The following is a 20,697-nucleotide window of genomic DNA, read 5'->3' on the forward strand; positions in this document are numbered from 1 at the left end:
AATATGGAGCAAAAGCAGATACATCATTATACCGTAGCAGAGATTTTACAGGCCGAAGCAGCAGCTGTGCAGGCCATTCCGCAAGATAATGATTATGAAAAAGCCGTGGACTTGATTGTGAAATGTGTTCATGAGCGAGGCGGACGTTTGGTTACTACCGGTATGGGCAAGGCTGGTCAGATAGCACTTAATATAGCAACTACTTTTAGCTCTACAGGAACCCCTGCATACTTTCTGCATCCGAGTGAAGCACAACATGGTGATTTGGGTTTGTTGTGCAAAAATGATATTATGCTCATGATCAGTAATTCCGGTAAAACTCGCGAGGTGTTGGAGTTATTGGATTTGGCCAAACGTTTGGTGCCGGATCTGCCGACGATCATGATTACAGGCGCTCCTGATTGTAAGTTGGCTTGCAGTGTAGATGTGTGCTTATCCACAGGAAATCCTGCGGAGGTTTGTCCGTTGGGGCTTACACCTACTACCAGTACCACAGTAATGACTGTGTTGGGTGATATATTGGTAGTGGAAACAATGCAACGAATAGGTTTCGGTTATCACGATTACTCTCTGCGTCACCACGGTGGCTATTTAGGTCTCCGCAGTCGTACCCTGAGCGAAGATGAAGCATAGGATGCTTCATGGTTGTTCTGCTTTTCTTGCCTTTACTATCATATTATAACTATTGATGACATTTGAAGAACTTGGTGTAAGCACACCTATCCGTCGAGCAATTGAAGAGCTTGGCTACGAACATCCCATGCCCGTACAGCAGGAAGTGATTCCATACCTTTTGGGCGAACCTGTCGATTTAATTGCATTGGCTCAGACGGGTACGGGTAAAACAGCGGCTTTCGGACTGCCGCTTCTCCAAAAGATAGAGAAAGAACTTTCCGATAGAAATGAAGACAAACAGGGGCGTAAACCGCTAGCTCTGGTTTTATGCCCCACACGAGAGTTGTGTTTGCAGATTGCCGATGATCTGACCGGATACAGTAAATATTTACCCTCCACGCGTATCTTACCCGTATACGGAGGTTCCTCCATCGAATCGCAGATAAAAGTATTGAGGCGCGGAGTCGAAATCCTTGTTGCCACGCCGGGAAGACTTTTAGACTTGATGAAAAGAGGAGAAGCGCACCTGAGCGATGTTAAAACTGTCGTTTTGGATGAGGCGGATGAGATGTTGAATATGGGGTTTGAAGAAGATCTTAACGCTATTTTGGCTGCCGTGCCAAAGGAAAGACATTTATTGCTTTTCTCCGCTACCATGCCTAAAACCGTTAGCGGCATCGCTTCCAAATATCTTCAGAATCCGAAAGAAATTGTCGTGGGTACACGAAATAGCGGGAATACGAATATTAAGCATCTCTATTACGTTGTATCTGCCAAACATAAATACTTAGCTCTAAAAAGAATAGCAGATTATTATCCCAATATTTACGGTATCGTTTTCTGCCGCACGCGTAAAGAAACGCAGGAAATTGCAGACCGTCTCATTCAGGACGGTTATAATGCAGATTCTCTGCATGGAGACCTTAGTCAGGCGCAGCGCGATTATGTGATGCAAAAGTTCCGTATTCGCAATTTGCAAATACTTGTGGCCACCGATGTGGCAGCCAGAGGGTTGGATGTGAATGATCTTACCCATGTTATTCATTACGGCCTGCCCGATGATGTGGAGAGCTATACGCATCGCAGCGGCAGAACGGCAAGAGCCGGTAAAACCGGCCTTAGCATTGCTATTTGCCATAGTCGTGAACGGGGAAAAATTAAGGATATAGAGCGAGCTGTCAAGGTTAAAATGGAGCGTGCATTTATTCCTAACGGTACTCAGATTTGTGAGAAGCAGTTGTTCAATTTAGCCGATCGTATCGAACGGGTGGATACCACAGCTGTTCCGGAGTCTTTAGCTTCGTTTATGCCCAATATTCTACGCAAAATCGAATGGATAGAACGCGATGATCTGATTAAACGAATTATGGCGTTGGAGTTCAGTCGTCTGTTGGATTATTATCAGACAGCTGAAGAGATTGAAGAAGCTGATGAAAAGGGAAGGATAAGATCTGAAAAAGAAGAGAAAGGCAGTCGTGGAAAGAGAAGAAAAACCGAAACCGGTATGACACGTCTGTTTATCAATTTCGGAAAATTCGACCGTATGAATCCCGGCAAACTGATTGAGCTGCTGAACAAATGCGTAAACGGACATCCTGAGATCGGGCGGATAGATTTGATGCAACGTTTCTCCTTTTTCGACGTCGAAGAAAGTATGGCAAAAGAGGTTGTAGAGAGTATGAGCCGTTTTGAGGTGGACGGAAGGCGTATCGTAGTCGATTATGCAGAAAAGGACGACATGAATGCCGATGAAGGGAAAAGAAAGAGAAAACCCAAATGGACACCGGAGCAAAAAAGAGAGCGTAACAAAAACCGTGATGATAAGTCTGGAGAAAGAGCTAAAACCAGAAATGGTAAAGGTTTACGCCGGAATGAAGACGAACCTTTTTACGACCGTTTTAAGAAGAAAAAGAAGCATTAATCCTTTTATTTAATTGTATTTCGGAGTACTTCGGACTAACAGTACGGGTACTCCGGTTTTTATTTCGATTCGGAAAAGCATTTCTTTTGATCATTTTCAGGCAAATGGTTTCCAATACCTGTAACATCAGTTGCAATTGTATCAGAGTTTTCTTGAAATGAAGGTGAAGGTTCGTTCGGAAATTATAGAAACTTGTACTTTCCTTTTGAAACGTTTAAAGTCACTACCTTTACAGAAAGAATTTTCTTGAAAATAAAACCTTGTTCTATTCATTGGTTGTAAAAATCTTTCGGTGCTATTGTACTGTTTCCGGATCGATAATATTTTCAGAAACATTGTAAAGGACCGGGTTGTTAAATCATCATTCAAACATTTAAGAGATAAGGGTAATAGCCCAACTGTTTATGAAACATAGGAAAATCGTTTTAGGAACAATTGTAATTGTTGCTTTCATCGCATTAATGGTATGGGGGTATATCCGTTTTTTCAGTCCTACCCGGATTGCATTGATCAATTTCCCGGAGTATCAAATCTCAAACTTTGTCATGGCCAAGGAGACGAAGAAAATTGTAGTCGTACCTGTCGAAGAAGATAAAGCCGGGAGGCTTACGGACTATGATGCCATATTGCTTTTCGGACCGGGATTAAGATTGAGTGAAAAACAAAATAAAAATCTGGATAAAGCTATAAAGAAAGGAGTACCGGTATATTCTTTCGTCTTTTCTTCTTCCAGAGTCAATTGTCATAACATAACAAACGAACAGAAGCAACAGCTGGACTTGTATTATCAAAACCGTTCGAAGAAGAATTACAGAAATTTGTTGGCCTATATTCGTCAACAGTTCGATGGGCAGAAGTTCGGACAGTTGGCTGTAGAGCCTCCTGTTAAGATTCCGACGGATATTTTCTATTATGAAAGTATCGATGAATATTTTAGCCGTGCAGAGGACTTAACTCGCCACCTGAGAAAAAAAGGTCTGTATCATGAGGATGGGAAAAAAGTGGCTTTGATATCCGGCAGTATTTCTCCGATAGAAGGAAACAGGGCTTATATAGACAGCCTTATAGCTACACTGAGCAGAAAGAATATCAATGTATATCCTATTTCTGCTTCAACTAAAAGAGTGGAGATGCTGCGCGAGCTTAACCCGGATGCGGTGATCTATTTTGCCATGGGACGTTTGCAGAAAGATGAGGCTGTAGAGTATCTCAGGGAACGCAATATTCCTTTGTTTTGCCCCCTTCCTTTGGCTGTCAGCCATGAAGAGTGGATGGAAAGTAAGTTGGGAGCAGGGGGAGGTTTTTTGACAGCGCGTGTTGTTTTGCCTGAAATAGACGGAGCCCTGTGTCCCATGCCGATATCTACACAGAATCCAAATGAGGATGGCCTTTTTATGTATTATCCTGAGATGGACAGAGTGGAAACATTTACCGATTATTTGTCCAATTATCTCGATTTGACAGTAAAACCAAACAGTCAAAAGAAACTGGCCATAGGTTATTTCAGAGGAGTAGGGCAAAACTCTTTGGTTGCAACAGGGTTGGAAGTAATACCTTCCTTGTATGCGTTTTTGCAAAGGCTCCAAACAGAAGGCTACAATGTGCGCGGATTGCCCGATACGGAAAAAGAGTTTGAGAAAATCATTCATACGGAAGGACCGGTCTTTTCAGGAAACCATGAAGGAGCTATGTCCGGATTTTTGGAAAAGTCGCATCCTTTGCTAATCTCTCTGTCGGAATATAATACCTGGTTAAAGAAAAGACTTTCGCCTCGCCGTTATGAAGAATTGGTTGGAACTTATGGCGAAGCGCCCGGAGATTTTATGGTAACGAACAGGCAGGGACAATCTTTTATTGCTGTTCCTCGTATAAAGTTCGGTAATATCGTTTTATTTCCCCAACCCAGACCGGCTATCGGGGGAGACGATTTTCAGGTAACTCATGGCGGTGCCAATGTACCTCCGCCACACAATTATATAGCCACCTATCTGTGGCTGCAAGAATCTTTCTTGGCTGATGCTCTTATTCATTTCGGAACTCATGGCAGTTTGGAGTTTACGCCCGGTAAGCAGACTGCTTTGTCGGGTGATGACTGGCCTGAAGTCCTTGTGGGTTCGATGCCTCATTTTTACTACTATTGTATCGGAAATGTAGGTGAAGGTATTATTGCCAAACGACGCACGAAGGCGGGGCTGATTTCTTATCTTACACCCCCGTTTATCGATAACGGGTTAAGGCACAGCTATGTCGATTTGGAGCGGGATATTCATGAATATTTTACGGCGGATGATAAAAAGCAAACCCAACTTTCCTTAAAAATCAAAGAAAGGGCAGTGAAACTGAATATGCATAAGGATTTGCAGTTGGACGGTGATGTGAATAAACCTTTCACTCAGGCAGAGATCGAGTATCTGGACAATTTTATCGAGGAAATTGCTCAGGAGAAAATAACCGGTGCTCTCTATACTTTGGGTAAACCGTTTAAACAGCAAGATCTTTATACCACTGTAATGGCTTTGTCTGTCGATCCTGTTGCTTATGCCCGTGCAAAGATGGATTTACTGAATAAAAAGATCTCTCGAAAGGAATATGATACCAATAGTTTTATTGTTAATAATTATATAGAGCCGGCGAAAAAGGAAGTTACTCTGCTCTATCAAAAAACGCTCCGAAAAGATACTGTTAGCAATAATCCGAAACAAATGGTTTCTACAAAGAAAATGAGTGCCGAAGGTCGGAAAAGAAGTAGAGGCGAAATGGAAAAAGCTAAAAAAACTTCCAAGATGACTTTTGAGGAACGGGAAATGAAGATGGCTCAGGATGAGTTAAAGAAAGCTCTTGGCTCTGTTTCTCTGTACAAAGAACTCTTGATGTCATCGCCTGAAGCCGAGATGCACTCGTTATTGAATGCGCTTAACGGTGGATATATAGAACCTTCTCCCGGAGGGGATGCGGTGAGTAATCCCAATGCACTGCCCACAGGAAGAAACTTATATTCCATTAATGCTGAAGCAACTCCATCGCAATTGGCATGGGAGCAGGGTAAGAATCTTGTTGAGGCTACACTTTCCCAATATAAAGCGAAGCATGGTACTCTGCCTCGTAAGGTCAGTTATACATTCTGGGCCGGGGAGTTTATCCAGTCGGAGGGTGCTACATTGGCACAGTGTTTCTATATGCTGGGTGTGGAGCCGGTTCGCGATCGAATGGGACGTGTTACGGATCTGCGTCTGATTCCTTCTTCCGAATTGGGCAGACCCCGTATTAATGTAGTTGTACAGGTTTCCGGTCAATTACGCGATTTGGCCTCTTCCCGTTTAACCTTGCTTAACCGCGCGGTACGGATGGCTGCAGAAGCCGGGGATGAAAATTATGAAAACGGTGTGCGCAAGGATGCTTTGGAAAGTGAGAAATTGTTGCTTGAGCAGGGGGTCCCTCCTTTAGAGGCCAGAGAAATGGCGACGATGCGTATTTTCGGAGGTGTCGACGGCCGGTACGGCACCGGTATCAAAGATTTTGTAGAGCAGGGGGATGCCTGGGAAACGCAAACGGATATTGCAAATGCCTATCTTAAAAATATGAGTGCGGTGTATGGTTCTGAAGAACTGTGGGGGGAGTATAAAGAGAATTTATACCGGATAGCTTTGCAAAATACCGATGTCGTTATGCAGCCCAGGCAAAATAATACTTGGGGGGCACTGAGTCTCGACCATATGTATGAATTTATGGGAGGACTCAACGTTTCGGTAAAAGATGTGACGGGGAAAAATCCTGAAACATACCTTTCCGACTATCGCAATCGAAACCGCGTACGTTTGCAGGAGTTGAAAGAAGCTATCGGTGTGGAGAGCAGAACGACAATATTGAATCCTGTTTATATCAAATCTAAAATGGAAGGCGGGGCAACAACAGCGAATACCTTTGCAAAAACGCTTAGAAATTCATTTGGCTGGGAGGCCATGAAGCCGGATGCCATCCACGATAATTATTGGGATGAAGTTTACCGACTTTATGTATTGGATAGTTGTAAGTTGGGTGTAAAAGATTTTTTTGAGACAAAGAATGTGGCTGCTTTTCAGGAAATGACTTCGATTATGCTCGAAACGGCCCGTAAAGGAATGTGGCAGGCAACGGATGAACAGATCGTGGAATTGGCTCGATTGAGTGCCGAGCTCGCATCGAAGTTCGGAGCCGATCAGTCTCATTTTTTTACTTCAAATAAATCTTTGCAGGAATATATTACCGGGAAATTACCTCCGGAAAGTTCGCAATCTTATAAGAAAGCAATTGACAGGGTGAATAAAATCTCTTCCGGAAAAAGTGTGGTTCTGGAAAGAAAAGATGTTAAACCCGAAGGGAAGCAGGAGAAAATCGGCTACCGCAGTTATATATTGGCCGGTGCGATATTCTTTTTGTTCGTTATTTTGTTTTTTCATATAAAAAGGAATAAAAGGAAATAATCTTCGGACTGTTTGATATGGAGTAGTTGGATGCAAAAATTAAATCTTGTTTAACTCTCTTTTTTAAGCTAATTTTGCAAGCTAAAAGTTAAGGCAGGTGCCTTTATTGAGGAAATAGTTACATAATCATAAATATAAAGACAAAATTCAGATGAATGTATCAATTGAAAATCGCTCTGATGTAGATGTCGTGATGACTGTCGATATCGTTGCAGATGATTACCGTCAGGACGTCGAAAAATCTCTTCGTTCATACCGTCAGCGTGCGGATATCAAAGGTTTCCGTAAGGGCAATGTACCTATGGGTATGATTAAAAAGATGTATGGCCGTCCCGTAAAAATTGATCAAATAAATCAAGCAGTCGGACGTGCAATAGGAGAATATATCCATGCGCATAAATTGAATATCCTGGGTGAACCGATTCCTCATGAAGGACAGCCTGAAGCGGATTTTGATAATCAGGAAGACTTTACTTTTAAGTTCGACCTTGCAGTCGAGCCGAAAATAGAGGTCGAGTTAGGAAAAAAAGATAAGCTTGTTTACTATGATATCAAACCGACGGATGAGATGATAGACAAGCATATCGAAGGTATGCGTAACAGCATGGGGGCCTCTGTGGATACCGAGGTGTCTGAAGAAAACGATATCGTTTATGGGCATTTGGTCGAACTGGCCGGAGAAGAAGCCGACCCGGAGGGTATAGAAGTTAAGGAAGCCATGCTTTTGCCTCGTTATATTAAAGAAGAGGAAAATAAAAAACAATTTATCGGCCTGCATGTAGGAGACAAAATCGACTTTGAACCGTTCAAAGCTTTTGGTGGAGATGAGAGAGAGTTGGCAAGTTTCTTGAATATCGATAAGACGGCTGTAGCTGCAACGGAAGGTAAAACCTTTGAGTTTAAGGTTTCGCGTATCTCCCGCCACAAACCGGCAGATTTGAATGAAACATTCTATAAAGCAGCTTTTGGAGAAAACACTCCTATCAATACGGAAGAAGAACTTCGTAAAGAAATCGAGCGCGGTTTTAAGGAGCAATTCAAGGCTGAGAGTGACTATAAGTTTTTACTTGACCTGCGTAAATATCTGATTGAAAAAGCCGGTACTCCCCAGTTTGCAGATGAGACACTGAAACGCTGGTTGAAGTTGAATGATCCCAAACGTACGGATGAGGATGTGGAAAAAGAATATCCTCAAATGATCAAGGAGTTGACTTATCATATTCTTCACAAGCAGCTGGTTGGAAAACATGACATTAAGGTTACTCCCGAAGATGTTAAACAGTTTGCGCTTATTGCAGCCAAGAATCAGTTTGCACAATATGGAATGACCTCTGTACCTGATGATATCTTGGAAAGATATGCCAACAGTATGTTGGAGAAAGAAGATGCCAATCGTAATTTTACAGCCCGTGTGGAAGAGAACAAACTCGGTCAGGTGGTTCGTGATATAATTACGGTAGAGAATAAAGAGGTTTCAATGGAAGAGTTTCAAAAGTTATTTGAAACAGAAGCTTAATCGATTGAATGACAATTTGATCGATTAGGATATCTGAAGACTGCTTCTTTCCCTTTTGAGGAGAGGAGCAGTTTCTGTTTTATGAGGAAACTTTAACAGATAATGGGAAGTTGAGTAAAATAATTATCTTTGCACCACGATTGGCCCGGTAGCTTAGCTGAATAGAGCGTCAGATTCCGGTTCTGAAGGTCGTGGGTTTGAATCCCTCCCGGGTCACTTAAAAGTTTGTAAACAAAAAAGGTTAGCCTTTCAGCTAACCTTTTTTGTTGAAATAGTCCTATAAATGACTTTTGGGAGAAAGTTTTTATTTGCCCCAAAGTTTGGCCAATTCGATAATAACCTGTACTGCACGCTCCATTGTGGTATAGGATACATACTCGAATTTTCCGTGAAAATTTGCACCTCCTGTAAATAAATTGGGACAGGGAAGTCCCATATAACTTAACCTTGATCCGTCGGTGCCTCCTCTGATGGGTTGTATAAGCGGCTTGACACCGGCTGTTTTCATGGCTTCTATGGCTTTGTCGATTAATTCGGGGTGCGGTTCTACCTGCTCGCGCATATTGTAGTATTGATCCTTTAACTCAAGTGTAATAATCTCTCGTCCGTATTTTTTGTTGATCAGTTCGACTGCTGCTTTTATCAGGCTTTTCTTCTGTTCAAAAAGTTTACGGTCATGATCTCTTATGATGTAGTGCATATCTGCTTCCTCCACCGTTCCCCCGAAACCGATTAAATGGAAAAAACCTTCATAGTGGGCAGTAAATTCCGGACGTTGTTCAACCGGTAGTAATTGGTGCAAATCCATGCCTGCCTGCAGAGCGTTGATCATTTTATTCTTAGCAGAACCGGGATGGATATTGCGACCTTGAATATGAATTTTGGCTGAGGCTGCGTTGAAGTTTTCATATTCCAACTCTCCTTCGAAACCGCCATCCATCGTGTAGGCAAATTGTGCACCGAACTTTTTTACATCGAAGAAATCCACTCCCCGACCTATTTCTTCATCCGGTGTGAAGCCTATTTTAATAGGTCCATGCTTAACTTCCGGATGATTGAGTAACCATTCCACCGCTGTCATAATTTCAGCTACGCCTGCTTTGTCGTCTGCTCCAAGTAAAGTGGTGCCGTCGGTGTGTATAATCGTATGTCCTGTAAGTTTGGCCAGTTCCGGAAAATCTTCTGTTTTCATCCAAAGATTTTCATTCAGGCAAATATCTTTACCATCATAATTCTCTATGATTTTTGGATTGACATTTTTTCCGCTCATATCGGGGCTTGTATCTACATGAGAGATGAAGCCGATGGCTGGTTTTTCTTCAAAACCCGGACTGGCCGGTAATGTGCCCATTACATAACCGTATTGGTCTATGGTTACATCGGCAAGTCCCATTTGCGTCATTTCTTCTTTTAGATATCTGAGTAGAACCCATTGTTTTTCCGTACTGGGAAAAGTGGATGAGTTTTCGTCGCTTTGAGTGTCGAAACTCACGTATTTCAAGAAACGTTCTTTTAATTCCATAGATGTATTATTGATTTTCTTTTTTTGCTCTTTTAGAATCCCAAATGAAATATATCACGATAGCAATATAGACAATGACAGTAAGCAGTTCTGCACTGCTTTTTTTATTCCAGGCAGTTGCATATACGAATTTATCTGCTTCAAGATATTTTAGGATAGCGCTGACAACACCCATGAGTGCTCCTCCGGCAATAAACCCGGATGCTATGAGTGTTCCCCTTTCTTTTCGTGCCTTATTCAACTGTGCATCTTTGCTGCGAGTAGAAATGAAATGGCTGATTAAACCTCCTACAAGTAATGGGAGGTTTAGTTGCAGAGGGATGAACATACCTAAAGCAAAAGCCAATGCAGGAACCTTAATAAGAGTGAGAATAAGCGCGAAGACAGCTCCGACAAAGTAGAGCATCCACGGAGTACTTCCACCTTCCATCAAAGGCTTTATTACTGCTGCCATGGCATTGGCTTGTGGTGCAACGAGAGCATTTTCTCCTACAAAACCGTATGTTTTATTTAGAATAATCATGACTCCTGCTACTGTAGCAGCAGAAACCAAAGTCCCAAGAAATTTCCATTTTTCTTGTTTTTTCGGTGTCGTTCCCAGCCAGTAACCTATTTTTAGGTCTGTAATAAAACCTCCTGCCATGGATAAAGCAGTACAAACAACACCGCCGATAAGCATGGCTGCCATCATTCCGCTTTCGCCGGACAGGCCCACACTGACAAGAATAAGGGAGGTTAAGATGAGTGTCATCAGTGTCATCCCTGAAACTGGATTGCTGCCGACAATGGCAATGGCATTGGCTGCAACGGTTGTGAACAGAAAGGATATCACAAAAACAATGAGTGTGCTTACCAGGGCAAAAGACCAATTGTGCAATACGCCGAATTGGAAGAAGAAAAGAGCAGCAATTAGCGAAGCCAGTACTGTGCTCATGATGGTACGCATCGTTAAATCTTGCTGTGTACGCTCCACGTCGATATTGTCTGTCTTTTTACCTCCTAATTCACTGACTGCCAGTTTCAGAGCCTTGCCGATGATATTGGAAGAGCGCACGATGCCGATAATCCCGGCCATAGCTATGCCTCCGATACCTATGGGACGTGCATAATGATTGAATATTTCTTCCGGAGACATATTGCCTATCAGTGTGGTAACGCCTTCTCCGACAGGTATGGTCATACCGGGAGCAAAATAGCTAATGAGAGGAGTAAGTACAAACCATACCACAAAAGAACCGGCACAAATGAGTGCTGCATACTCCAATCCTATTATATATCCTAAACCGAGAACCGCTGCACTTGTATTTAATTTGACAACGACTTTGTATTGATCTGCAATGGTTTGCCCTAACCCGATGAAACGGGAGGATATTTCCTCACGCCACCAACCGAATGTGCCCACGATAAAATCGTATAGACCTCCTATGAGGCCGCTAACGGCCAATAGTTTTGTTTGATTACCTGAACTTTCTCCGGATACCAATACTTCGGTGGTTGCCGTGGCTTCGGGAAAAGGATATTTACCGTGCATATCCTTTACAAAGTATTTCCGGAAGGGTATTAGCAAAAGAATTCCTAAGAAGCCTCCGATTAATGAGGAAAGAAAAATCTGGTAAAACCGGGCTTCCAATCCCAGAATATAAAGAGCCGGAAGGGTAAAGATTGCACCGGCGACTACAACTCCGGAACTGGCTCCGATGGATTGGATAATAACATTTTGTCCTAAAGCATTCTTTTTACCTGTCAGACTTCCAACCCCTACGGCAATGATTGCAATAGGGATAGCTGCTTCGAATACCTGACCCACTTTGAGCCCTAAATAAGCCGCAGCAGCTGAAAAAATGACGGCCATAAGTATTCCCATTCCAACAGAGTAAGGGCTTACTTCTACAGGCTTATGGCTTGCGGGCATAACAGGGTGATAATCTTCCCCGGATGCCAATACCCGATAGGCATTGTCTGGCAATTTGTTCATCTTTTTTTGTTCCATAAACGGAGGGTATTAAATTGGTTTTTATGTATTTATGAGGTCAATGAATGTTAACAAAAATAAGAAAAAGATGCCTGTTTGTTACAGAAAATAAAGTCTGTTTTTTATGTCTGTGACAATTATGGTTTTCAGTAAAAGATACGTTAACTTTGTATTTTAATATCGTATTAGATTATGAAAGAAATTAAGCTGAGGGATTATAAATTCGAGCTTTATATAGAGGAACAAACCATTTTATCATCCATCAAGAAGATGGGAGAACAGATTAAACGCGATTTTGAAGGTAAAAATCCCCTTTTTGTATGTGTAATGAATGGTTCGTTTGTATTTGCGAGTGAATTGTTTATGACCATAAATGAAGGATATGACGTGGCATTTGCACGATACTCCAGCTACAGCGGAACGTCGAGTACGATGGAATTAAAAGAACACATGCCGGTAAGCATGCCGGTGGAAGGTCGTACTGTTATTCTGATCGAGGATTTGATCGATACCGGATATACCATGAAATGTGTAAAAGAGCGGTTTTATGAATTGGGTGCCAAGGAAGTTTTTATAGCAGCCATGCTACAAAAACCCAAAGCATTGAAATGTGATGTTACGACGGACTATGTCTGCTTGGAGATAGACAATGAATTTATCGTTGGACATGGTTTGGATTATGATAACATGGGTCGTATGTACCGCGATATATATAAGATTAAATCGTTGGATAATTAAATCTAAAAGTCATGACCAACATTGTGATTTTTGGTGCTCCCGGTTCGGGAAAAGGCACACAAAGTGAAAATTTGATTAAACGTTACGGGTTCAAACATGTTTCAACCGGAGATTTGCTGAGGGCAGAAATTAAACAAGACACCGAATTGGGACAAGTAGCAAAGAGATATATTGATAAGGGGCAGTTGGTTCCGGATGAATATATCATTCAGATGATAGAGCATTTATTATCTCAGCTGCAAAAAGAGGCCGGACTTATTTTTGACGGATTTCCCCGTACTGTGGCTCAGGCCGTTGCTTTGGACGACTTGCTTGTTCATCATCAAACCAAAGTAGATGTGGTGTTAGACCTTAAAGTGCCGCAAGAGGAATTGATAGATCGTTTATTGAAGAGAGGACAAATATCCGGACGCAGCGACGACAATTTGGAAACAATAAAAAAGCGTCTTTTGGTTTATCATAATCAGACTGCCCCTTTAGCGTCTTATTATGCAAATAAAGGAGTGCTTAAGACGATAGAAGGAACCGGCACCGTTTCTGAGATTGGGGACCGGATCGTTCGAGTGGTAGATGCACAGCACAAATAATCATATATTAAAAGGTGTATGCCGGAAACGAATTTTGTAGATTACGTAAAAATATACTGTCGGAGTGGTAAAGGTGGGAAAGGTTCACGACATTTTCGCCGTGAAAAATATATTCCTAAAGGAGGACCGGATGGAGGAGACGGAGGACGAGGCGGCCATATTTACATAAGAGCCAATCGTAATTATTGGACTTTGCTTCATTTGAGATACGACAGACATATTATGGCTACTGCGGGAGAACCGGGAGGCGCAAAAAGAAGCAGTGGTGCAAACGGAGAAGACCGGTTAATTGAAGTGCCCCCGGGAACAGTAGTTTATGATGCCGATACCGGAGAATTTTTGATGGATCTGTGTGAGGACGGACAAGAGGAAATTTTACTTCATGGAGGGCGTGGCGGATTAGGAAATACCCATTTCAAGACTTCAACCAATCAGGCTCCGCGATATGCACAACCCGGGGAGCCGGCTCAGGAGCGAATGATTGTGCTGCAGTTAAAGATGTTGGCAGATGTGGGATTGGTCGGATTGCCCAATGCGGGAAAGAGCACACTATTATCTGTTATGACTGCAGCTAAACCGAAAATTGCAAATTATCCGTTTACTACTTTGGAACCCAATTTGGGAATGGTGGCTTATCGAGACAACAAGTCCTTTGTGATGGCAGATATTCCGGGTATCATCGAAGGTGCTTCTGAAGGGAAGGGACTTGGTTTGAGGTTTTTAAGACACATAGAACGCAATGCGTTACTGCTGTTTATGATTTCATGTGAATCTGATAATATTATTAACGAGTACCATCTGTTGCTTAAAGAATTGATCAAATATAATGAAGGGTTGGGGGAGAAAAAAAGAGTGCTGGCAATTACCAAGTCTGATTTGATCGATGATGAGCTGAAAGAAATGTTGCGTGCGGAATTGCCGGAAGACCTTCCGGTTATTTTTATTTCTTCGGTTACCGGTTATGGTATGGTTGAACTCAAAGATTTACTTTGGAAAGAACTCAATAGAGAAACCAGACATGAGGTGACGCAATTGGCCCATCGAAATATGGATGTAACATCTATTATTTGGGATAAAGATGAGGAAGAGTTGGATAACTTCAGAAAGAAAATAGACGCAAAAGAAGAGGAAGAAGAGGAAGATCTGGAAGAAGAATGGGATGATGAGACCATAGATATTGAGTGGCTGGATGAAGACCCGAATGATGATATATAGTTGATAGTTTCTATGTTTAAAATTCCCCGTATCAGTTTTTCGGATTCTTTTGCAAATGCATGTCCTTCATTTAGAGTAGGCGTTGTAGCATGTGATCTTATTGATATCGTTGGTGAAGAAGATCTTTACAAAGAAATAGATAATGCCGCTTGTAAATTGAGAGAGAAATATGACGTAGGTGGGGTCAAACAACTACCGGCTATATTTTCCACCAGGATGGCATATAAACGGTGTGGGAAAGATCCGAATAGATATAGACCGGCATCGGAGCAGTTATGTCGCAGGATTATTAACGGTAACGGTGTCTACAGAGTGCATCCGTTGGTCGATTTGGGAAATCTTATTTCGATAAAAACCGGTTACTCGATAGGTATGTTTGATAGAACAAAAATATCGGGGGATGATATTTTATTGCGTATCGGCACATCGAAAGATGTATTTTACGGCATAGGGCGGGGATTGTTAAATATAGAAGGCCTACCTGTTTACGTAGATTCGGAAAGTCCTTTTGCAACCCCTACGAGCGACCATGAACGTACTAAAATATTGCGAAATACAACAAAAGTGCTTATTTTTGTTAATGACTTCGGTACTAAAGATATTCCCATGCAGGAAGAAGATATGCTCTCCATGGCTATTTCTTTGACTAAAGAATTGCTTTATAAGTATTGTACATTGGAGGATTATAGACAAACTTGTTATCAGGTTTTTTAGATAAAAACACATTATAACACAATTGAACAAAATGATTATGAATGAATTAATTGGACAGAATGCCGGTAAAATTTGGAATGCTTTGAATGATCTTGGAAAGATGAATGTAAAACAGCTTAAGAAAATAACGAAAATTCGTACGGATAAGGAGCTTTTTTCTGCTATAGGATGGTTGGCAAAGGAAGGTAAATTGGCATTTGACGAATCTGGTGAAGAAATGATGATGTTCCTTATTTACTGATCTTATAAATATTTTCCGGGCAAGAAAACTCAAATAAGAGCTTATTCTTGCTTGGAAGGGTTTTCGGTGTGAAATATAATATATGATCTTACAATATAGTTTGTACGGTTGACTATATTTTAATACCTTTGTGGTCGGAATGAGTTGAGGAGGTGAGGCTGAAGGCTTTCCTCCTACTTTTTTATATAGAGTTTTGTTGTTTGCAATCGTTTTATGATTCAAAAAAGTATAATCGAGGAATTGGTAAAACAATTTTTATCGACAAAGAGAGATGAAAGCCTGTTTTTAGTCCAGGTAAATGTTAAACCTGCAAATAATATTGAGGTTGTTTTAGATAAATTGGGAGGCGTATCCATAGATGAATGTGTGGAATTGAGTCGTTTTATCGAAAGCAATCTTGATCGAGAAACTGAAGATTTTGATTTGGAGGTCAGTTCAGCCGGCTTGACTTCTCCGTTGAGAATATTACGCCAGTATCAAAATACATTAAATGAGTTTGTTGAGGTATTGGTTAAAGGCGGGAAAAAGGAAAAAGGCATTTTGAAGAGTGTAGATGAATTAGGGATTGTTTTAGCTGTCGATCGTCAAGTCAAGCTTGAAGGGAGCAAACGTAAACAGACCATAATTGAAGATATAGCTATCAAGATGGAAGATATACTTCAAACAAAACGAGTGATAGAATTAAAAAAACGAGAAAAATAAAGAGTTTTCAGATAAAGTATATTATGGCGAAGAAGCAAGAAACAACCAGTTTGACCGAATCATTGTCTGAGTACAAAGAATTGAAGGACATCGATAAGGATACCTTAATAAATGTTCTGGAGGATTCTTTTAGGAATGTACTAACCAAAATGTTTGGTACAGATGAATCTTTTGATGTAATTATTAACCCGGAAAAGGGAGATTTTGAGATTTGGCGAACACGTACTGTGGTTACGGATGAAGAAGCTAAAGGTGAAAACTTTAATTCAACTTTGCAGGTTTCGCTTACGGAGGCTCATAAAATAGATCCGGAAGCTGAGGTCGGAGAGTCTGTAACAGATTCGGTTGATTTTAGCTCCTTCGGTCGTCGAGCTGTATTGAATCTTCGTCAAGCTCTTTCAAGCAAAGTACTCGAGTTGCAAAAAGAGTATTTATATAACAGGTTTTCTAAAAGAGTCGGAGAGCTTATTTCAGCGGAGGTATATCAGGTTTGGAAGCGGGAGGCCTTACTTATCGACGATGAGAATAATGAGTTGTTACTTCCTAAATCAGAGCAAATACCGGGGGATTTTTACCGTAAAGGTGAAACGGTTCATGCCGTTATTGAACGGGTGGAAAATGAAAATAATAATCCTCGTATCATACTGTCTCGAACAAGTGGTGAGTTTCTCAAGAGATTGCTGGAACTGAACGTTCCGGAAATTGCCGATGGTTTAATTACGGTAAAGTGTGTTGCCCGTGTTCCGGGGGAAAGGGCTAAGATTGCAGTTGAATCCTATGATGATCGAATTGATCCGGTCGGAGCCTGTGTTGGTATGAATGGATCGAGAATACGTGGTATCGTTCGTGAACTTAAGGGTGAGAATATAGATGTAATACCATTTACAAATAATAAACTTCTTTTTATACAACGAGCATTAAATCCGGCTAAAATATCTGCTGTAAACTTGAATGAAGAAGAACATGAAGCCGAAGTTTATATGAGACCGGAGGAGGTGCCATTGGCCATAGGTAAAAATGCTTCTAATCTTAAATTGGCTTCGTTACTTACCGGTTATCGAATAGAAGTATTTAGAGATTTGGAAAATCCGATTGAAGAAGATATCTATTTGGATGAATTTAGTGACGAAATTGAGTCTTGGGTGCTTGATATTCTGAAAAATGCAGGTTATACTACAGCTAAACCTGTTTTGCGCCAGGACAGAGATACGTTGATCAAGCAAACGGATTTGGAGGAATCTACTATTGATAATGTTTTGCATGTGCTACGTTCTGAATTTGAAGATGATGAAGAAAATGTTGAGGAAGGAGATTGGAGCGATGGAGATGAGCGGGAAGATGAGGGGAAAAATGTGGAAGTTGAATAACCTCTAATTGTTTTGAAAGATGGACTGATAAGTGGCGTATCGATTTTGACAATTAGAAGAAAGAGTAGCAGTTAAAATATGGGAAAAATAAAATTACTGAAATTAGCAAAAGAACTTGGTGTAGGTGTGGCTTCACTGACAGAGGCGTTGAAAGTAAAAGGATTTGAAGTTGAGAATAATCCTAATGCACGTATAGGGAGTGAGGAGTTTGACGTTCTTTTGAGTGAATTTGTTAAGAATAAAGAAGACCGTAATAAGATAACCCGGCTCTTTCTTAAAGATGCGGGTGAAGGTCAAACTGCGAAAACTGAAGATGCGTCTAAAAAATATCAGGAGACATCGAAACCAAAAGAGATAAAAGAAGAGGACAAGACACTTCACGGATTTGAAAAGCCTCGTTTTAAGGTAGTAGATAAGATTGATTTGAATCCCAGAAAGAAAATATCTCAACTGGAGATTGATAAACCTGTTTCTGCAGAAAATGCTCTTGTTCAGAAAACAAAAGAGCTTTCTAATATAAATGAGACTCAAGAGGTTTCTAAAGAAATATCACAAAATTCCGTAAAATCAAAAGAAGAGCCTAAGTTGGTTGTTGAGAAGAAGCAGGAAGAAGTCATGTCGAAACATGATCAGAATGATGAGACTTCCGGAAAGGAAAAAGTATTATCCGAAATATCATCCCCAAAACCTCAGGATAGTACTTCTAAAGAGAGTGTTTCTATCAAACATACATATATGGAGCCTCATAAACAGAAAGAAGGCAATGAAAAAAAAGAACAGGATTTGAAGGATAAGGAGGAAAAACCTGTACATATACCGGGTTCTGTCGATCAGAGTCAAGCTCCGGATCTTCCAATTGTTGCTCCAACAATTAATGGTCCTAAAGTCGTCGGTTCAATAGATTTAGCCCAATTTAAAGATGACAGAAGTCGTGGTGGACGCAATGAACGCAAGAAAGGGAAGCGTGCACGTACGACGACAAGCGGACAACATGTCAACGTTGCAGAAGAAATAAAGAAAGCTTCATCAAATAACAAAGGAGCCAAGGCTAATAAGAATACCGGAAATCAAAAAGGCACGGCTTCTGAAAGAGTTGATACCAGATCCAATGTTCAAAATGGACAACAGCGTCCGGCACAGCAGCAGTCAAAAAATAATGTCAATGTTTCTAAAAAAGCAGGCAAACGTCAGCGTGAGCGTGAGAAAGTATCTTTGACTCAGGAGGAAATCGATAAGGCTGTAAAAGAAAATCTGGCCAGATTGACCAATAAATCTACCGAGACAAGTCGTGCAGCTAAACGTCGGAAGGATAAACGAGACGCAAGGAATGCTGCTGTAAAAGATGCGATGAGTCAGCCTCAAGAACAAACTATTCAATTGACGGAATTCGTGACTGTCAGTGATTTGGCTACCTTGATGGATGTACAGGTTAATGAGGTAATAAAAACTTGTATGGAGATCGGTTTAATGGTGAATATCAATCAACGTTTGGAGGCTGATACTATTAACTTGGTTGCTGAAGAATTCGGTTTCAAAACGGAGTTTGTTAGTGCCGATGTAGTGGAGGCTATTGAGAATGTTGAAGAAGACGATGAACCGGAAAACCTTGTAGAACGCCCGCCTATTGTAACTGTGATGGGACACGTCGACCATGGTAAAACTTCATTGCTTGACCGAATCAGAAACACCAATGTGATTGCTGGTGAAGCCGGAGGTATTACACAGCATATCGGAGCGTATAACTTAACATTGGGTAACGGAAAGCATATAACATTTCTTGATACTCCGGGACACGAGGCTTTTACTGCCATGCGTGCACGTGGAGCAAAAGTTACCGATATTGCAATTATTATTGTTGCGGCTGATGATAGCGTCATGCCACAAACAAAAGAGGCTATCAACCATGCTTCTGCTGCCGGTGTACCGATTGTGTTTGCCATAAATAAGGTGGATAAGCCGTCTGCCAACCCGGATAAAATTAAAGAAGAGCTGGCCGCTATGAATTATCTTGTAGAGGATTGGGGCGGTAAGTATCAATGTCAGGAGATCAGTGCAAAGAAGGGATTAAATATTGAACGTTTGTTGGAGAAAGTTTTGCTTGAAGCCGAACTTTTAGAGTTAAAGGCTAATCCAAAACGTAATGCTATGGGTAGTATCATCGAGTCTTCTTTGGATAAAGGGCGTGGCTATGTGGCAACTGTTCTGGTGCAAAATGGAACGCTCAAAGTCGGTGATACCGTATTGGCGGGTACACATTACGGGCGGGTAAAAGCAATGTTTAATGAGCGTAATCAGCGAGTTAAAGAAGCCGGCCCCAGTGTGCCTGTTCTTGTATTAGGATTAAACGGTGCTCCGACGGCAGGTGATAATTTCCATGTCTTGGATTCGGAGCAAGAGGCTCGTAATATTGCCACAAAACGGGAGCAGCTGCAACGAGAGCAGGATAACCGTATGAAGAAGGGTTTGACTTTGGATGAACTTGCAAGACGTAAGGCTTTAGGAAATTTCCAAGAGTTGAATTTGATTATAAAAGGTGACGTAGACGGATCCGTGGAAGCTTTGGCTGACTCTCTTGTTCGCCTTTCTACTCCTGAAATTCAAGTTAATGTAATTCATAAAGGAGTGGGGCAAATATCTGAGTCTGATGTCGTTTTGGCTTCTGCTTCTTCTGCGATTATTATCGGTTTTCAGGTAAGACCTAGTGGAGCTGCACGTAAATCGGCAGATCAGGAAGGAGTGGAAATACGTACTTATTCTATTATTTACGATACGATTGAAGATGTTAAATCTGCAATGGAGGGAATGCTTTCGCCCGATATTAAAGAGCAGATAACCGCAAATCTTGAGGTTCTTCAAACATTTAAGGTTAGTAAGGTGGGTACGATTGCCGGCTGTATGGTTTCGGAAGGTAAGATTAAGCGTACCAATAAAATTCGCCTCATCCGAGATGGTATCGTTAAGTATGCCGGTGAGTTGGGCTCATTAAAACGGTATAAAGACGATGCCAAAGAAGTTGTGGCCGGTCAGGAGTGTGGTTTGAATATCGAAGGCTACAATGATATTCAGGTTGGTGATATCATAGAAGCGTATGAAGAAATCGAAATCAAGAAAACTTTAGATTAACGGA

The 20,697-nt window shown here is 41.3% G+C and carries 14 protein-coding genes and 1 tRNA gene; 13 read left to right on the forward strand and 2 right to left on the reverse strand.

Annotation, left to right across the window (positions count from 1 at the left end):
* The first annotated feature begins 3 nt into the window (after window positions 1–3).
* From A3GI_RS0109645 to A3GI_RS0109670, 5 genes are all read left to right on the forward strand, one after another.
* Window positions 4–633 carry an SIS domain-containing protein gene (locus tag A3GI_RS0109645; protein ID WP_051074594.1) on the forward strand — a complete coding sequence of 210 codons (630 nt, stop codon included), beginning with the start codon at window positions 4–6 and terminating at the stop codon, window positions 631–633.
* A 52-nt stretch (window positions 634–685) separates the two neighbouring features.
* On the forward strand, window positions 686–2,536 hold the full coding sequence (locus A3GI_RS0109650; protein WP_025079582.1) for a DEAD/DEAH box helicase: 1,851 nt from the start codon (window positions 686–688) through the stop codon (window positions 2,534–2,536).
* 404 nt (window positions 2,537–2,940) lie between these two features.
* A complete protein-coding gene (locus A3GI_RS0109660; protein ID WP_026216064.1) occupies window positions 2,941–6,996 on the forward strand; it encodes a cobaltochelatase subunit CobN in 4,056 nt (1,351 codons plus the stop codon).
* Window positions 6,997–7,147: 151 nt separating this feature from the next.
* Window positions 7,148–8,512 carry a trigger factor gene (locus tag A3GI_RS0109665; protein ID WP_018361250.1) on the forward strand — a complete coding sequence of 455 codons (1,365 nt, stop codon included), beginning with the start codon at window positions 7,148–7,150 and terminating at the stop codon, window positions 8,510–8,512.
* 142 nt (window positions 8,513–8,654) lie between these two features.
* Window positions 8,655–8,728 (forward strand) — tRNA-Arg (locus A3GI_RS0109670).
* A gap of 88 nt (window positions 8,729–8,816) precedes the next feature.
* Here the strand turns inward: A3GI_RS0109670 and pepT are convergent.
* Together pepT and A3GI_RS0109680 are read right to left on the reverse strand one after the other, a co-directional pair.
* Window positions 8,817–10,034, reverse strand: a complete 1,218-nt coding sequence (gene pepT, locus A3GI_RS0109675; RefSeq protein WP_018361251.1) for a peptidase T — start codon at window positions 10,032–10,034, stop codon at window positions 8,817–8,819.
* 7 nt (window positions 10,035–10,041) lie between these two features.
* Window positions 10,042–12,024, reverse strand: a complete 1,983-nt coding sequence (locus A3GI_RS0109680) for an OPT family oligopeptide transporter (protein WP_018361252.1) — start codon at window positions 12,022–12,024, stop codon at window positions 10,042–10,044.
* A gap of 174 nt (window positions 12,025–12,198) precedes the next feature.
* Here A3GI_RS0109680 and A3GI_RS0109685 point away from each other — a divergent pair, with 174 nt between their 5' ends.
* From A3GI_RS0109685 to infB, 8 genes are all read left to right on the forward strand, one after another.
* Window positions 12,199–12,744, forward strand: a complete 546-nt coding sequence (locus A3GI_RS0109685) for a phosphoribosyltransferase (RefSeq protein WP_018361253.1) — start codon at window positions 12,199–12,201, stop codon at window positions 12,742–12,744.
* A gap of 11 nt (window positions 12,745–12,755) precedes the next feature.
* Window positions 12,756–13,331 carry an adenylate kinase gene (locus A3GI_RS0109690; protein WP_018361254.1) on the forward strand — a complete coding sequence of 192 codons (576 nt, stop codon included), beginning with the start codon at window positions 12,756–12,758 and terminating at the stop codon, window positions 13,329–13,331.
* Window positions 13,332–13,349: 18 nt separating this feature from the next.
* A complete protein-coding gene (gene obgE / locus A3GI_RS0109695; RefSeq protein ID WP_018361255.1) occupies window positions 13,350–14,546 on the forward strand; it encodes a GTPase ObgE in 1,197 nt (398 codons plus the stop codon).
* A 12-nt stretch (window positions 14,547–14,558) separates the two neighbouring features.
* Entirely contained in the window at window positions 14,559–15,260 is a 702-nt protein-coding gene (locus A3GI_RS0109700; RefSeq protein ID WP_018361256.1) for a B3/B4 domain-containing protein, read from the forward strand.
* Window positions 15,261–15,297: 37 nt separating this feature from the next.
* A complete protein-coding gene (locus tag A3GI_RS0109705) occupies window positions 15,298–15,501 on the forward strand; it encodes a winged helix-turn-helix domain-containing protein (RefSeq protein ID WP_025079580.1) in 204 nt (67 codons plus the stop codon).
* A gap of 213 nt (window positions 15,502–15,714) precedes the next feature.
* Entirely contained in the window at window positions 15,715–16,203 is a 489-nt protein-coding gene (rimP, locus tag A3GI_RS0109710) for a ribosome assembly cofactor RimP (RefSeq protein WP_018361258.1), read from the forward strand.
* A 23-nt stretch (window positions 16,204–16,226) separates the two neighbouring features.
* Complete coding sequence (gene nusA / locus A3GI_RS0109715; protein ID WP_018361259.1) at window positions 16,227–17,570, forward strand: transcription termination factor NusA; 1,344 nt, start codon at window positions 16,227–16,229, stop codon at window positions 17,568–17,570.
* 78 nt (window positions 17,571–17,648) lie between these two features.
* Entirely contained in the window at window positions 17,649–20,693 is a 3,045-nt protein-coding gene (infB, locus tag A3GI_RS0109720) for a translation initiation factor IF-2 (RefSeq protein WP_018361260.1), read from the forward strand.
* Window positions 20,694–20,697: the final 4 nt, after the last annotated feature.

This window comes from Porphyromonas macacae DSM 20710 = JCM 13914 (genome assembly GCF_000379945.1).
In the GTDB taxonomy this organism is placed as follows: domain Bacteria; phylum Bacteroidota; class Bacteroidia; order Bacteroidales; family Porphyromonadaceae; genus Porphyromonas; species Porphyromonas macacae.